This window comes from Novosphingobium piscinae (assembly GCF_014230355.1).
Taxonomy (GTDB): Bacteria; Pseudomonadota; Alphaproteobacteria; order Sphingomonadales; family Sphingomonadaceae; genus Novosphingobium; species Novosphingobium piscinae.
Genome location: NZ_JACLAX010000010.1, coordinates 43,250 through 58,145 on the forward strand (window position 1 = coordinate 43,250; position 14,896 = coordinate 58,145).

Annotated in this window: 17 protein-coding genes and 1 pseudogene; 12 read left to right on the top strand and 6 right to left on the bottom strand. The window is 60.8% G+C overall.

Going from position 1 to position 14,896, the window contains the following annotated elements:
* Positions 1–20: 20 nt before the first annotated feature.
* The 3 genes from bchJ to H7F53_RS11135 all read right to left on the bottom strand — a co-directional run bounded on the left by bchJ (position 21) and on the right by H7F53_RS11135 (position 2,842).
* The gene (gene bchJ / locus H7F53_RS11125) at positions 21–662 is read right to left on the bottom strand and encodes a bacteriochlorophyll 4-vinyl reductase (RefSeq protein ID WP_185679564.1); all 642 of its coding nucleotides are present in this window, start codon (positions 660–662) and stop codon (positions 21–23) included.
* Positions 659–2,338 (bottom strand): magnesium-protoporphyrin IX monomethyl ester anaerobic oxidative cyclase, encoded by a 1,680-nt coding sequence (bchE, locus tag H7F53_RS11130; RefSeq protein ID WP_185679565.1) that lies wholly within the window; start codon positions 2,336–2,338, stop codon positions 659–661. Before bchE ends, bchJ begins: the two co-directional genes overlap by 4 nt.
* Positions 2,339–2,560: 222 nt before the next feature.
* Positions 2,561–2,842 carry a tyrosine-type recombinase/integrase gene (locus tag H7F53_RS11135; RefSeq protein WP_185679649.1) on the bottom strand — a complete coding sequence of 94 codons (282 nt, stop codon included), beginning with the start codon at positions 2,840–2,842 and terminating at the stop codon, positions 2,561–2,563.
* A gap of 13 nt (positions 2,843–2,855) precedes the next feature.
* On the opposite strand from H7F53_RS11135, the gene H7F53_RS17990 reads away from it, so the two are divergent.
* Positions 2,856–3,395: a site-specific integrase gene (locus tag H7F53_RS17990; RefSeq protein WP_379542848.1), complete on the top strand. Its 540-nt coding sequence runs from the start codon at positions 2,856–2,858 to the stop codon at positions 3,393–3,395.
* Here H7F53_RS17990 and H7F53_RS17995 read toward each other — a convergent pair.
* Positions 3,374–3,766 (bottom strand): annotated as a pseudogene (locus H7F53_RS17995) (tyrosine-type recombinase/integrase); the annotation flags it as partial. The gene H7F53_RS17990 and the pseudogene H7F53_RS17995 overlap by 22 nt on opposite strands.
* Positions 3,705–4,301: a hypothetical protein gene (locus tag H7F53_RS11150; protein ID WP_185679567.1), complete on the bottom strand. Its 597-nt coding sequence runs from the start codon at positions 4,299–4,301 to the stop codon at positions 3,705–3,707. The pseudogene H7F53_RS17995 and the gene H7F53_RS11150, both read right to left, overlap by 62 nt.
* A 102-nt stretch (positions 4,302–4,403) precedes the next feature.
* On the opposite strand from H7F53_RS11150, the gene H7F53_RS17830 reads away from it, so the two are divergent.
* The 7 genes from H7F53_RS17830 to H7F53_RS11185 all read left to right on the top strand — a co-directional run bounded on the left by H7F53_RS17830 (position 4,404) and on the right by H7F53_RS11185 (position 10,136).
* Complete coding sequence (locus H7F53_RS17830; protein WP_185679568.1) at positions 4,404–4,589, top strand: helix-turn-helix domain-containing protein; 186 nt, start codon at positions 4,404–4,406, stop codon at positions 4,587–4,589.
* A gap of 53 nt (positions 4,590–4,642) precedes the next feature.
* Positions 4,643–5,692: a helix-turn-helix domain-containing protein gene (locus H7F53_RS11160; RefSeq protein WP_185679569.1), complete on the top strand. Its 1,050-nt coding sequence runs from the start codon at positions 4,643–4,645 to the stop codon at positions 5,690–5,692.
* A gap of 202 nt (positions 5,693–5,894) precedes the next feature.
* The gene (gene dcm / locus H7F53_RS11165) at positions 5,895–7,160 is read left to right on the top strand and encodes a DNA (cytosine-5-)-methyltransferase (protein ID WP_185679570.1); all 1,266 of its coding nucleotides are present in this window, start codon (positions 5,895–5,897) and stop codon (positions 7,158–7,160) included.
* Complete coding sequence (locus tag H7F53_RS11170; RefSeq protein WP_185679571.1) at positions 7,150–7,620, top strand: very short patch repair endonuclease; 471 nt, start codon at positions 7,150–7,152, stop codon at positions 7,618–7,620. The genes dcm and H7F53_RS11170 overlap by 11 nt, the downstream gene beginning before the upstream one ends.
* Entirely contained in the window at positions 7,607–8,851 is a 1,245-nt protein-coding gene (locus H7F53_RS17920; protein WP_185679572.1) for a type II restriction endonuclease, read from the top strand. Before H7F53_RS11170 ends, H7F53_RS17920 begins: the two co-directional genes overlap by 14 nt.
* Before the next feature lie 490 nt (positions 8,852–9,341).
* Positions 9,342–9,563 (top strand): hypothetical protein, encoded by a 222-nt coding sequence (locus tag H7F53_RS11180; RefSeq protein WP_185679573.1) that lies wholly within the window; start codon positions 9,342–9,344, stop codon positions 9,561–9,563.
* A gap of 18 nt (positions 9,564–9,581) precedes the next feature.
* On the top strand, positions 9,582–10,136 hold the full coding sequence (locus H7F53_RS11185) for a hypothetical protein (protein ID WP_185679574.1): 555 nt from the start codon (positions 9,582–9,584) through the stop codon (positions 10,134–10,136).
* Here H7F53_RS11185 and H7F53_RS11190 read toward each other — a convergent pair.
* On the bottom strand, positions 10,028–10,576 hold the full coding sequence (locus tag H7F53_RS11190) for a hypothetical protein (RefSeq protein ID WP_185679575.1): 549 nt from the start codon (positions 10,574–10,576) through the stop codon (positions 10,028–10,030). The two genes, H7F53_RS11185 and H7F53_RS11190, sit on opposite strands and share 109 nt — an antisense overlap.
* Positions 10,577–10,792: 216 nt before the next feature.
* On the opposite strand from H7F53_RS11190, the gene H7F53_RS11195 reads away from it, so the two are divergent.
* The 4 genes from H7F53_RS11195 (at position 10,793) to H7F53_RS11210 (ending at position 14,846) form a co-directional block, all read left to right on the top strand.
* Complete coding sequence (locus H7F53_RS11195; RefSeq protein ID WP_185679576.1) at positions 10,793–11,479, top strand: recombinase family protein; 687 nt, start codon at positions 10,793–10,795, stop codon at positions 11,477–11,479.
* A gap of 533 nt (positions 11,480–12,012) precedes the next feature.
* Positions 12,013–12,870 (top strand): sce7726 family protein, encoded by an 858-nt coding sequence (locus H7F53_RS11200; protein WP_185679577.1) that lies wholly within the window; start codon positions 12,013–12,015, stop codon positions 12,868–12,870.
* A gap of 7 nt (positions 12,871–12,877) precedes the next feature.
* Positions 12,878–13,819, top strand: a complete 942-nt coding sequence (locus H7F53_RS11205) for a sce7725 family protein (protein ID WP_185679578.1) — start codon at positions 12,878–12,880, stop codon at positions 13,817–13,819.
* A gap of 4 nt (positions 13,820–13,823) precedes the next feature.
* Entirely contained in the window at positions 13,824–14,846 is a 1,023-nt protein-coding gene (locus H7F53_RS11210; RefSeq protein ID WP_185679579.1) for an RES family NAD+ phosphorylase, read from the top strand.
* Positions 14,847–14,896: the final 50 nt, after the last annotated feature.

Consider the following 14,896-nt stretch of genomic DNA (forward strand, 5'->3'; position numbering starts at 1 on the left):
CGGCGAGCGTGCGCAAATTCTCAGCCGGAGGCAACAGGCAACTGATCACCAGGACGCCACCAGCCAGATCGCGGGCGATGCCAGGTGAGCACGAACCGGCAGGCCGCGTCCCCGCGGGCGCAGCAGTCGGGCTGCTCTACCCGGGTGCGCCGGGACACGAGGGCGCGGAACAGCGTGGTGAACACGGCGACATGCCAGGGGCAGCCGGGGGTGGCGACAGGATTGTGGGCGATCATGATGGTCACGCCTTCCCGCTCCAGTCGGGCGGTGAAGCTGCCCGAACCCGCGAAGGTCCAAGCATGGCGGGCGATGGCGCGGAGCAGCAGGCGTGCGGCCCAGCCAGGCGGCAGCCAGCGCAGCACCCGCTGCACCGGGCGCGGGATACGATGGGCGAGGAGATACTCGGCCGTGCCTTCCCCGGCCCGGCGTGCCAGATCGGACCATTCGGCTGGATAGTGGACCATCACCGCGCGGTGAAGTGCAGCAGCTTCGCGCTCGTCGGTCATCCGTTCCGGCAGGGATGTGCGGTAGTGGTCAAGTCCGGCGGCATGCAGCAGGGCCTCTGCCGCGCCTGGACCGTGGCGGGCCTGCAGCGCGGCGACGAGCTGGATAATGGCATTGGGGCCGACGCGCCCGCTCGCCACCTCAGCGGGCGCATTCACAGGTGGGCGAACCCGCCGCCCGCCGTGGAGCGGTCTGCTGCGGGCGCGAAGGCATCGGGCTCGTCCTCGCTCAGCTGCTGGTCACCGCCGCCGCAGGCCTTGATCGCGCCCGCCGCATCATGGACCACCGCGCCGCGTTCCGCCGCCTTACGGCTGCGCTCGGCGGCGGCCTGCCAGTCGGCGGTCTGGGCCGGCGCCAGGGTGCGGCTGCGGTCGAACTGGAAGTCCACGGTCTTGCGCGACTGCGGGCCCCAGTAGTTGACCCGGCCGAGATCGTAGAAGGTCCGCTGGAACCCGGCCTTGAGGAAGGCCTTCAGGCAACCCAGCAGGTACTTGCGGCGATAGCCGGTGCCCTGCCACGGGTACGAGAACAGCGCTTTGCGCATGTAGAACCGGCGATAATTGTTCATCACCCGGTCGAGCAGCTCGCCGCGCTCCATCGCCGCCGGCTTGATGATCGGGGTGACGAAGTTGTACTTGTCGAAATCGTGGATCTCCACCTTGTCGCCCAGCTCCTCGAACAGGTTGGAGAAGGGCCAGGGCGTGTACATCGACCAGTTGGCGAGGTCCGGCTTCCAGTCCTGGGCCATGCGGTAGGTCTCTTCGAGGGTCTCGGCGGTCTCGTTCTCCAGCCCGACGATGAACTGCGCCTCGACCAGGATGTCCGCCTCGCGCAGCAGGCGGATCGCCTTCTTGTTCTGCTCGACCGTGGTTTCCTTGTTGAACAGGTCCAGCTTGAGCTGCGCGGCCGCCTCGGTGCCGAGCGAGACGTGGACCAGCCCGGCCTTGCGGTAGAGCGCCAGGTAGTCCTCGTCGCGCAGGATGTCGGTGACGCGGGTGTTGATCCCCCACTGGATCCGCTCGGGCAGGCCGCGCGCGATCAGTTCCTCGCAGAAGGCGATGAACTTCTTGCGGTTGATCGTCGGCTCCTCGTCCGCAAGGATGAAGAAGCCCACGTCATGATCGTTGACCAGGGTCTCGATCTCGTCGACCACGGCCCTGGGATCGCGGATGCGGTAGTCGCGCCAGAACTTCCACTGCGAACAGAACGAGCAGGTGAACGGGCAGCCGCGCGCCATGTTGGGGATCGCCACCCGCTTGCCCAGCGGGATGTAGACGTACTTGCTCCACTCCAGGATGCCCCAGTCGGGCTTGATCTTCTCCAGGTCCTTGACCGTGGGTGCGGCCTTGGTGGCGATGATGTCCGGCCCGTCGAGGAAGGCCAGGCCCTGGATGGCGTGGCGGGCCAGCGGCCAGCGGCCTTCGTCGATGGCGCGGATCAGGTCGAGCAGGATCTCCTCGCCCTCGCCGCGGACGATCACGTCGATCCACGGCGCCTCGGTCAGGACCTGCTTGAACATGAAGGTGGCGTGGACCCCGCCCAGCATGGTGACGATCGCCGGCGACACCGCCTTGGCCAGGCGCAGCACCTCTTCGGCCTTGTAGATCGATGGCGTGATCGCCGTCGTGCCGACCACATCGGGCTTGAGCGCGCGGATTCGCGCCTCCAGCTCGGTATCGTCGACATGGTCGGTCATCGCATCGATGAAGTGCACGTCGTCATAGCCGGCCCCGCGCAGGGCTCCAGCCAGATAGGCAGCCCAGGCGGGCGGCCAGTTGCCTGCGATCTCGGCGCCGCCGGAGTGATAGTTGGGATGGACCAGAAGAATGCGCATGGGACTGTCTCGCCGGTTGGACAGTCAACAGGATCAAGGCTGGCGCACGGACGCGCATTGATCCAGCGCAAGTGTGCTGCGCCTACCGGCGGATGGCCGGGTGAGGGAACCAGGGCTGGCGGAAAAGCGTGGATGCCCCGCGAGGATTCGAACCTCGATTGACGGAGTCAGAGTGCGTTTTTGACGCTACGGAAACCTAGCTGTTTTAGCTATTTGTTGCATCTATGTAGCATTTGAGAACAGTGCGCGTTCGATGGCTGCCGCATCCTGGCGCCCCTTCTCGTGTTGTTCAAACAGATGGCCATAGGTGTCGAAGGTGACCTGTATGCTGCTGTGGCCCATCAGCACCTGAACCCGTTTGGCGTTGAGCCCCTGTTCGATCCAGAGGGATGCCGCTGCATGGCGGAACGCATGGAGGCCGTACTTGGGAGACAACACGGTCTCTCCATGTTCCGAGACTGTTGCTCTCGCTACACCCGCCGCGATCTGGACCGGACCAACAATAGCGAGGGTTGCGGTGCGGTGCGATAGCGCCTTGGTTGCTCAAAATGTCGCACTTGCGGTCAAGTTACCTCGCGACGCCCGAGAAAAAGGGAAGGTAACTCCCCCTGCGAAAGGCGACTTGCGCGCGATATTGGAGGCTGCGGGCGAGCAAGCTGACTTGAAAACTCAGGTATTGGTCGAACTAGCGGTGTTTAGCGGTTTGCGAGCCTCCGAACTGCGGGGGCTGTCCTGGAAGGGCGTCGATTTCACCAACGGCACCGTTACTGTCAGCCAGCGAGCTGATGCTGCCGGCGTGATCGGCCCACCCAAGTCGAAGGCTGGTTTCCGCACCATTCCGCTTCCGCCGCGGGTCGTCACTCTCCTGAAAACGTGGAAACTCGCATGCCCAGTAAGCGACCTAGATCTGGTCTTTCCTAGCGAGCGCGGGAACCCTCGTTCTTGGGCTTCCGAAATGATGGACTTTAGCGATCGGAGTAGTCGCGATGTCATCGGCTTAGAGAGCGAGCTACGCCATCCATCCAGGACGGACCGGACTTTGGGGGCTGTTAGCTGAGACAGCTTGATTGCTCCGCAGGCCGGGACAATGTGAAGCCTTACCTGCTGCTCATAGGCTGCGATCGTCGTGGGCTCACGGCCATTTGCACGTGCTGTATCCAACCAAAAATCAGCCGCTTTTGCGATCGTAACGGATGTCCTCTCCGGAGTGTGGACTCCTCGTTGCACTTCAGCCCTAGCGGTGATGGCCCATTCCTCCGCATCACGCTTACGGGCGAACTGCTTTGCGCGGCGTATGCCCGCTTGGTCACGGTAGTCCACCAACCAAGCCTGCTTGGTTGTGCCATCCGGCAGGCACCAAACTCGCTTACGAATCGCCATGGCTTGAATCAAAATCGTAGTATTCGGTTGTTCTAGAATGGTTTGCATTAGCCCATGCAATCAATTCATCAGAAAATTTTGGCGAAAACGTGGCCATGCATGTTATCAGCTTTTCAATTATGATGTTTACATTCATAAAAGCAACAGAAGGATCTTGGAGAAATGAATCTGGAAATGACTCACCATTATTCACCGAAAACATGCCAATAGGCAGGCGTTTAGATCCGGTTAGTGCGTAGGTGAGCATACGAGATTGGATTCTAATGTAGAAAATTCGGTCGGGATTGGCGAATTTCTGCAGAATGTGAGGAATAGCGTCAATCACGCCAAACAAGACTTTACCGGCCAGCGCTATTGAGCGCTCTGGCGTGTGGCCCAGCTGGTTAAGCTCAAGGACGAAGGCAAGAAGAAAGGCGTGTTCGGCGCTATAGACTGCGGCGTGGCCTCGTCCGGTGTTTGTACCGCGAGGGAAACCCAGCTTCTGAAAGTGCTTGAGCCGAGCCGCGAAAGTGGATCGGCGGCTGTCAGGTATCCCGTACATCACTTCGAGAGCCTGAATGATGTCCCCAAAGGTGTAAGTCATGCGTTGCCTCATTATCGAAAGGGAACCGTTACCATTTCAGCTTGACGGCGCAAGTGAAATCGATAGGGTGGCGTTTCCATTTGAATTCCACACGAGGCGGTTGTGAGCAAGATCTCTGTTGACCTATTGCGGGGCGCAAAGGCTGCCGCTTGCTACCTTGGAGTGTCGCCGCGCACTGTTTATCACTTGGTCGAACATCGCCACCTGCCGTGCATCCGCAAGGGCGGAGCTCTGTATTTTCGTAAAACGGAGCTGGAAGCAGCTTTTCGCTCGGACACGGCTGAGTAAGGATGAGCAACCTTGTCCTCTCAGAAGTATGGAAGCGTAAGGTGGGTACGCACATGCGTAAGCACGTTCTGGTGCTGCTTGCCGACAAGGCGAGTGATGACGGTACTGGGATCTGGGCAAGCAAACCGCGCCTGGCGGCGGAATTGGAGGTCTCAAAGCCGACGGTCATCAACACGATAAAGAGCCTCATCGACGATGGCCTTCTGGTGGAAAAGGGGCTGCGTCAAAACAGCAACGGCTTTACCAAGGATTATGCCATCAACCTCGATGCGATCCGGCGTTTGCCCCTTGCGAATCAGTCGTGTCACCAGTCACGTTGTTTGACGGGTCAGAACGACAGACCGGTCAAACCGGATAACCTCAGCAGTCAAGCAGGTGCACCCCACCAGTCTAACAGTTTGACTCAAACCCCTCTCAACCAACCTGAACCCCCCTTAGGTGTCGCGCCAGCGCGCCACAAACCAGCCGCCAGTTCGAAACAAGTTCGGGTTAATGTGCCCGTCGTTGGCTGTCATCTGCCCAAGGATTGGCAGCCCCCCGCTGTCAATGAACTGTCAGCCGCGGTAACCAGGATGGTCGCTCAATGGCCAGCCGGGGCTTTTGAGGCGTCCTGCAAGTCTTTCTACTTCCACTGGCAGAGCGCATCGGGTCCTAATGCCATCAAGCGCGACTGGACGTCCGCGCTCGAGCTTTGGCTGGTCCAAGATAATCTCAGGATGATGCAGGCCCTCGCAGCAGGCACCAGCTTTGAGTGGGCTGCGCCGACCCACGCCGCAAAACACAGCGTGTCCAAGCGCGTCATCGCTCGCAGCGACGAAGACCTGCGATCGCGTGCCATCCGTGCGGAGCTGGTAAAGCAGCTTGGCAAGCATGCCGTGGATCACTGGTTTAGCGCCGTCGCACTTCTCTGCGATGGCACCAATCTTCGCGTGATCTGTCCGAGCAATTGGGCCGAAGACTACCTGCGCCGTACGTTCCATGCTGAGATGTCGCTTGCGGTAAAACGTGCAGTTGCTGACGGCGGTGCTGTGAGTGTCACGTTCGAGGTAGGAGCTGTCAGTGATAACGCAGCTCGGCCTGAGGATGAAACAGATGCTCGGTAGCTGGGGATTGATGTCCTCGCTTGCCACCATGCCTCTCGGCACCGACGAGGCCTATCCGGATTTAGATGCCCGGAGCCCGTTTTCCCGCTGGTGAGCTGCTTGCCGCAAGGGGGAAGCGTGACAGCCAGATATTCGCTCTTTGTTCTTGCATTTCGGAACGCCCTACGACATTATGGCACAATTATTCCCTGAGGCGCCATGTATGTCAGCGACGACCGAATTCTCCCTACTTCGCGCGAAGGCCGGCATCAGCATCGAGGATTTTGCCGACCAGGCCGGCTTCTCGCGCCGGACTGTCTACCGCTGGGAGAGCGGCGATGCGATCCCGCGGCTGGCGGCGGTCCGCCTGCTGAAGTCGATGGCGCGCAAGAGCCGCGATACCCCAGCAAATAAAACTAGCAGTTTCCGTTTCATCGACCTGTTTGCAGGTATTGGTGGCCTACGCCGCGGCTTTGAAGATTTCGGAGGGCGCTGCGTCTTCACCAGTGAGTGGGATAAATATTCCAAGCAGACCTACCTCGCGAACTTCGACTGCGAGCATGAGGTGGTGGGCGACATCACCAAGGTACCAGTAGAGGAAATTCCCGCGCATGATCTGCTGCTTGCGGGTTTTCCCTGTCAGCCCTTTTCGATTGCCGGCGTGTCCAAGAAGAATGCTCTCAACCGCCCGCACGGCTTTGCCGACGAAACGCAGGGCACGTTATTCTTCAACGTCGCCCAAATAATCCGGCACCATCGCCCAAAGGCGTTTCTGCTCGAGAATGTCAAGAACCTCGTCAACCATGACAAAGGCCGGACTTTTGAGGTCATCCACCGCACGCTGACCGCCGAGCTCGGCTACCAAGTCCACTGGAAGGTCATCAATGCCAAGTGCTTCGTGCCCCAGCAGCGTGAGCGCATTTTCATCGTCGGTTTCCGCGATGCAAATGATTTCACCTTCAGTGATCTGGTGCTGCCCGACGCGCTCAATGGACCCCGGCTTGGAGCTATCTTGCACCCTGAGGACGGCACTGAGGAGGTCGATGCGCCGTATACTCGCGGCAATATCGGTTCCGTGTCGGAGAAATACACGCTGACCGACCACCTGTGGAAATATCTGCAGGATTATGCCGACAAGCATCGAGCCGCCGGTAATGGGTTTGGCTTCGGGCTAGTCGGACGCGGCGACATCGCGCGCACTCTGTCTGCGCGCTACTACAAAGACGGCTCGGAAATCCTCGTCGCGCAGGAAGGCCGCAACCCGCGCCGGCTGACCCCGCGCGAATGCGCCCGCCTGATGGGGTTTGACGAACCCGGCGGCCGCGACTTTATCATTCCGGTCTCCGATACCCAGGCTTATCGTCAGTTTGGCAATTCGGTGGTGGTCCCGGTCGTCCGGGCCGTCGCTGAGCATATGTTGCCTTGGCTGATCGATCCTGCCGAGCTAGCGCCCGAACGACTCCAGAGAAAGCTCGCGCTTGCCGGGTGATGTCGTCGATGCGGCTACGCGCAGCCGCATGATGGCCGGTATCCGCGGCCAGAACACAAAGCCTGAACTTGCAGTCCGCCGCGGCTTACACGCTCTCGGCTTCCGTTTCCGGCTGCACGACCGCACGCTTCCCGGTCGCCCCGATCTCGTGCTGCCGCGCTGGCGCGCGGTGATCCAGGTCCAGGGCTGTTTCTGGCACGGACATGACTGTCCGCTGTTCCGCTGGCCGGGCACCCGGCAGGATTTCTGGCGGACCAAGATCGGTCGCAACATGGAGCGCGATCGTGAGACCGACGCCGCGCTTGACCATGCCGGCTGGCGAGTGCTCAAAGTCTGGGAATGCGCTCTCAAGGGGCCGGGGCGTATCGGTGCCGACGCAGTAATCGCCGGCGTCGCGGAGTGGTTGCATTCCAAGGCGCGCACTGGAGTAATCAGGGGGGCAGACCGTGGCGGTGGGTGAGCTTGTCGAATGGCTCGAAGAGCACGGCGCGCCCGGCTTCACATGGTATGTGAAGCGGCTTTCTGGCAATGACACATTGGCCAATGGCAGCCACCAAGCCGGGCCCTACATTCCGCGTGATTTCCTGTTCGAGATATTCCCCGCGCTGAACCGCCGAGAGGTCAAGAACCCCGACGTTCGCTTCAACCTCTATCTCGACTCGCATTCCGACCATCGCGAGGTCCGTGCGATCTGGTACAACAACCGTTTCCACGACACTGCAGCCGCACGTGGCCGTGACGAGACACGGGTAACGGGCTTCGGCGGCGGGGCATCCGCCCTGCTCGATCCTGAAAGTACCGGCGCGCTAGCGGTATTCGCGTTCAGCCGACCGCCTGCCGAAATCGCCGACTGCCACGTCTGGGTCTGCCGCCACGAGACCGAGGAGGAAATCGTTGAAGACCGTGTCGGTCCGGTCGAACCCGGCAAGTACCTGATCTGGCCACCGGCGCAGGGGGGGCTGTTTGGGCTTCCGGCGCAAACGCCTGTACGCACGAGCTGCTGGCTCGACGATGCTGAGATTCCTGCAGAGTGGCGGGTGTGCTTCCCAAGCGGTGCCGACATCATCCGCCGCGCGGTCGAGTTGCGTCCCGACACTGCGCTTGACCCCGATCGCCGCCTGCTGCGCCGGCGCGAATGCGAGTTCGAAATCTTCCGCAGCGTTGAGCAGGCAATCGAATTACCGCACATCACTGCCGGCTTTACGACGATCGACGCTTTCATCACCCGGGCGCAGACTATCTTGCAACGCCGCAAAGCGCGCTCGGGTCATTCCCTCGAGCTCCACGCCCGCGCCATTTTCGTCGAGGAACGGCTAGTCGAGGGCACGCACTTCGTGCACCAGCCTGAGTCCGAGCCAGGTAAGCGGCCCGATTTCCTGTTTCCGTCCGCCGCTGCCTATCACGATGGGTCGTTTCCCCGAGAGCGGCTGCGCATGCTCGCGGTGAAGACCACCTGCCGGGACCGCTGGCGCCAGATCCTAAATGAAGCCGACCACATTCCAGCAAAGCATCTGCTAACCCTGCAGGAGGGTGTTTCAGAATCCCAGTTCCGCGAGATGACGCAGGCGGGGGTCCAGCTGGTCGTGCCAGCTGGGCTTTTTGAAAAGTTTCCGAAGCCGGTCCAGCCTCACCTGCAGACGCTCGAAAGCTTTATCAGCGATGTCCGGTTGCTACCGCTGGGAGCTAGGTGAGCGGCACGCTGAAGGCCTGACTAGCCGCTGTGCTGGGCCGTTTGCAGGGCGAGCGTGATGTTCTTCCGTTGGAATAGATGCTGCCGCAGTTGAGGCGCGCCTAACAACTCTTGCCCGGAGCGATGCTGAAGCAGTCGCGGCAGCTTGCCGGACTTTATCAGCATTCGCCTGGCAGGACCGGTCTGGATCATTCGCTGCCCCGGATGATGCCGCAACAGAACTCGTCCTGTGCCGGACGAAGGTGGACAGCAGCCATTTTATGTTTGCCCCCGCCAAGTGTTAATCGGGGCTGCGATTCACCGCCGAATGCGCGCTACCTATGATCATTTCCAATTTACCGAGAAGTCACTAACCAGCTGATATAGATAGATAAAGACGGCCAGCGCGATCGCGCTCGCATAATATATCAGGAATGTTGGCCATATATTGTTGACATAAGATCGCTTGAATCCACATATTTGGCACTCCACCAGTGTGAGTGAGTCGGAATATGAGCTCAAAGCGGGAAAAGTTCGTCGATCTTGCGGAAGCGCGGGTGAACCGGGTCATCAAGGATCTGCAACTTGTGGGGAATCTGTCAAACAGGTCTGCCTATGAGTTTACCGAGGCCGACATCAAGAAGATGTTCTCGGCGGTGCAAAAGGCGGTTGAGGCAGCCAAGGGGCGCTTTGCCCGCAACGGCGACAGTGGCGGTGGCGAGTTTCGGCTCTGAGCTGCACTAGGAAGGGGATTGGATATGCCTGCGTGGGAGTTTCCCGTTTATCCTGCCGATCTTGTCGAACAGGATCCGACCCAGAGGGACCAATTCAACAACGATGAGGTCGGCCTTGCCGGCGCGCTAGTGCGCGAGGTGATCCAGAACTCGTCCGATGCTTCCGACGATTCAGGTCCGGTGAAGGTTCGGTTTGCTCGCCATACGCTTGAAGGGCAGCGGGCCGACGCATTCCGCGCACTGTTCCCGTCACTCCTTCCACACCTAGCAGCCTGTGGTCTGTCCGCGGCAGCGATGGACGAGCCGTCCGCGGACCTGCTGGTGATTGAGGATTTCAACACCCGTGGCCTGACCGGCGCCATCGACCAGCTTGACGAGGAAAACTTCCGCAACTTTTGGCGGCGTCACGGCAAGTCCGGAAAGGGCGGGAAGTCCGGCGGCCGATGGGGGCTCGGCAAGCTCGTCTACTCTTCCTCGTCGCGGATCGGCTGCTTCTTCGGCCTGACGCGCCGGAAATCCTCCGCTGCGAGTTCCTTCAAGGCACACACCTGCTTCCCTGGCGGAAGATCGTAGAAGCCTTCGATGGCCTCCTCACGTCGTGAACTCGGCAGGGCAGCAAGGCCATCCGCAGCTTCTGCCCCAAGGATGGCGGCGTCGGTCAGGCCAAGCTCGATGCAGCCATGCACTGCCTTGGCGAGATCGAGGGCTGCCTGGGCGGAAGCGTCCTCAGAGAGGATCCGCAAACAAGGCATGACCAGCGGCAGGGCGCGCCACGTGAAGATCGGTCGCGGGTGACGCAGCTCGGCCGCGATCCGCCGTGCTAGCTTTTCTGCGGCGTAGGCGTGTCCGGGTGCCGCCGCGACTGAGCGATCCTCGATCAGAGGTGCCCGATCTTCAGCAAAGCTGACGGCGAGAATGCCCATGGCGAGCATCGAGGCATGTTCCGCGTTAGGCACGGCACGACCAAGGATGGGAGAGATGACGTAGAATAGCATCGGCATGAGGTGGTTCACCGACGCTTTTAGGCGCAACAGCGTCTATCCACAGGCACCTATAACTGACGCTGCCGAGAAGGTTGCGGGCACCTAGCAAGCTGCGCGCCGGGGCAGACTTGTTCCGATGCACCTCGGATGACCTGCGCTGTTCCATCGGCACCGAAGAGCACGTCTAGCGGTGCGTATAAAACCGCGTAACGAACGGTACGAGGGTTTATAGTCAAGGCCGAGGTCATGAAGGCGATCGCCTACTACCGCGTAAGCACCGAGGGGCAGGGCCGATCGGGTCTCGGTCTGGACGCCCAGCGTAGCGCTGTCGAGGGCCTGTGTGCCGGCAGGGGGTGGGAGCTGGTCGCGCCTGCATTCACCGAGGTCGAGAGCGGGAAGCGGAACGATCGCCGCGAGCTACTGAAGGCCCTGCACCGTGCCAAGGTCACCGGCGCCACGCTGGTAGTCGCCAAGCTGGATCGCCTGTCCCGCAACCTGGCGTTTCTGGCCACGCTGCAGGAGAGCAGGGTCATGTTCATCGCGGCTGATATGCCCGAGGCGAACGAGCTCACGATCCACATCATGGCCGCCATGGCTCAGCACGAGCGCAAGGCCAACTCGAGGCGCACCCGGGAGGCCCTGCAGGTGGCGAAGGCTCGGGGGGTGAAGCTGGGCAACCCGAACGGCGCGGCGGCGTTGCGTAGAGCCAATCAGGGCAACGCTGCAGCTATTCAGGCGCTGCGAGCGGATGCTGATGCCCGTGCTGCCGACCTGCGCCCCGTGATCGACGACATGCGTGAGCGCGGCATCGTGTCGCTGAACGCGATAGCTGGCGCGCTGAACGAGGGTGGGTTTGTCACCGCGCGTAGTGGTCGCTGGCATGCGACCACTGTGCGGAACCTCCTAGCTCGCCTCAGTGTTGTTCGCCAGTAGCCCTACGCAGACGCGCCAGCTTGCGCGCCATCCGTGTTCTTGTTGCGTTCAGGGCGGCGCTAGCGATCACCTATTGACCATGTCGCAACGACTAGTTGCGTAACCATCCGGTGAAGGTCGCGGCGCTGCGATATTTGGGAGGTTGTGGACAGGCGCCTTCAGGGCAAGCCTCCACCAAAGCGGACATTGTGCAACGACCCGGCCGATGTAAGCGGAATATTCTCGAGATGACGTGTGGGCAGGATGCCCGCTAAACGAGGCTGGCGATTATCTTAGGGCGAGCCGCCAACCGCTTATGGCGCCAAAATCGTGACGGTCGCGGCCAGCGGACTGGGTTGCATGTCGACCGTTCTCGAGCTGGACGCGTTCGATCGCACTCGAAAATTCGTCATCAAGGTATGTTTATGGCACCCGCTCAATAACCGGATTCCCCCAGCGGGCATAATCAGATATAGCCTGTAACCTCATCGGCGGGCTTGAGCCCTGAGCGTCGCGGGGGGGCGGTGGCACCAAGTTCAAGTCAGCTTTCGGCGATGACCCGGTTATTCTCGTCCGGTGTCTTTCGCGAAATGGCGCGGAAGGGACAATCGCCATTATTCGCGCGCCTGCTCGGTCTCACGGACATCGCTGACCGGTGCACTGCCGACGCGACGGTCGGTCAGGCCTTCGATGCCGCGTTCGGCGTGCTAAAGACCGCCGGTCGGCGTGACGAATATGTCTATCGAGCGGCACTGACCCATAAGGTCCTCATGGGAACGCACTCGCTCAATACGGCGTGCATGCTGACTGAGTTTCGTGCCGGTGCGTGCAAGGCGGATCTCGCGATCCTAAACGGCACCGCGACGGTCTATGAGATCAAGTCCGAACGCGATTCACTCGCGCGCCTCGCCAATCAGGTCGCCAACTACAAGCATGTCTTCGCCAAGGTCTATGTGATCGCGAGCGAGAGCCATGTGGCGGGGGTACTCGACACGGTGCCCGACGATGTCGGCGTGATGATGCTCTCGTCGCGCTACCAGATATCGACAGTGCGCGAGGCAGAGGACCGGCCCGACCGCATCTGCCCAGCGACGGTGTTCGAGTCTTTGCGCTCGTCCGAGGCCGTGACCATCTTGAGGAGCATGGGCGTCGCCGTTCCCGACGTTCCTAACACACAGCGTCATGCGGTGTTGCGCGGCTTGTTCGACGTACAGGATCCCGCCGCCGTGCATGTGGCGATGGTGAAGACGCTCAAGCGCACTCGGGACCTCGCGCCCTTGAGTGACTTCGTCAATCGTTTGCCGTCGTCGCTGCATGCAGCAGCACTGTCGATCCAGGTTCGGCGAGCGGATCATAACAGAATCGTCGAGGCGGTCTCGACCCCTCTCGACGCCGCGATGGCTTGGGCCTGACCGCCGCATGTATCATCCCTATTTCCGCGGCAAACAGTTCGAGCTGATCACCATCCGCGAAATGGCGCCGCTGCTCGCGGCGCGCCATTTCGTGCCGATCATCGAGCCCGTTCGGGAGTCGCTTGGGGGCCTCGAGCGTACGCTGAAGGCGATTTGCGAGGCCGATGGCCGCGCTATCGTCATCGTCAATCCTTATCATGGCGACCATGGCGATGACGGCGCTAACATCTCGGCGCTGCTGCAGGGCGGCTTCATCGGCAATGATAAGATTTCAGCCGGCATTCTCCTTCGCAGCAACACCAGCTTCGACGACGCCAAGGGCTGCTTCGAGGCCCATAAGGGCCATCATCCTACATTCGTCCACGCCGGTTTCACCGAGCCCAAAGCGCTCGCGGGATTTCTCGGCGACGATCTCAAGAACTCGACGCACGTCTTCGTTTCGAGCCCTGCCGACACGCTCTACCGTAAACATTTCAATGGTAGCACGCGCATTCTCGTCCACGATGGATTCGAGCGCCGTAAGAATGCCGACTATGCCAAGAATTCGCCCGAAAAGTTTTCCGAGCTCCATGTCACCTACGGCGATCTCGGAATGGCGGGGTTCGGCGACTTTCTAATCGTGGGCGATGTCTATTCAGAAGGTGGTGGGCCAGCCTACGCGGTCGCCATCCATCTGACTTATATCGATACCGACAATGACGACGTTATGTTCGTCTATCATTTCGTCTCGACGACCAACGATACCCCGACCGATCCGGCCGGCAAGTTCGCGCAGGCCCTCGACAAGCTCATCAAAAATCTGGACACCGGTAACTCGAAGTTGCTTGAGACCAGCGCAATCCAAGAGTTTCGCGAACTCCACGCAAAGAAGCACTTCCCCGGTCTGGGCTATGTGAAGAAGCTCTCGATGAAGCATCACATCGAGACCCTCGCCGCCTATCTGGGCTAGGCCCATGGCGAAGAAGAAGTGCTGCCCCGAATGCTTTGATGATCGCTGGCTACGCACCGATCACATCCCGTCGCTGAGCGCCGAAACCGGCACCTGCGGCTTCTGCGGTACGGCCGATGTCCCGCTCGTCGACCCGACAGCGCTCGCCAACGAGTTCGAGTCCTTGGTCAATGTCTATGAGCTAGACCCCGCCGGTCGGACGCTCGTTGAGTGGATGAAGGAGGACTGGCAGCTCTTCCCCGACGCCAAGCTCGATGAGGCGCATGCGAGCCAGCTGCTCGGCGAGATCCTTGATGATGGCAACATTGTCCGCCAGACATTCTCACCGTCGTCGAGCTACACCAGCGAAGGCCTCGTGCATTGGGAGACCCTGCGCGACGAGATGATGTTCCAGAACCGCTGGTTCCTCGAACAGGACATCGACCGAGAGCGCCTGACCGGCCTGCTTGCGATGCTACTGGAGACCAATGTCCCCAAAACATGGTATCGTGCCCGCATCAAGACCGGCGACAACATCTTCTCAATCGGCGAAATGAATGCGCCGCCCAAGCATCTCGCGTCGCACGGGCGCGCCAATCCGGCCGGCATACCCTATCTCTATCTGGGCTCGCGGCCCGATACGGCAGCCGCCGAAATCCGGCCGCATACCGGCGAGGTCGCTTGTATCGCCGACTTCACGATCCCCGACGTCAGGGTCGTCGACTTACGCAACCCGCGCGGTTTCGTCTCGCCCTTCGTTTTGGGTGATGCCAGCAAGATCGGCCAGCTGCGCGCAGATTTGCCGCTACTTGAACGGCTTGGCGGTGAGCTAACTAGGCCGGTTCTGCCCCAGCGCGCTGCCATCGATTATATCCCGAGCCAATATTTGTGCGAGTTCATCAAGAAGTCGGGGTTCGACGGGGTGCTCTATCGCAGTTCGGTCAGCGAAGGGATCAATCTGGCGCTATTCGCTCCGGCCACGGCAGTCGGTGGGGCGGTGACGCTCTACAACATCACTAGGGTGAGTGTGGAGGTCGGCGCCACCTGAGCCGTCAGTCGTCCGTGTTGGCGATGTGGATGCAGTAGTAACACACGTCT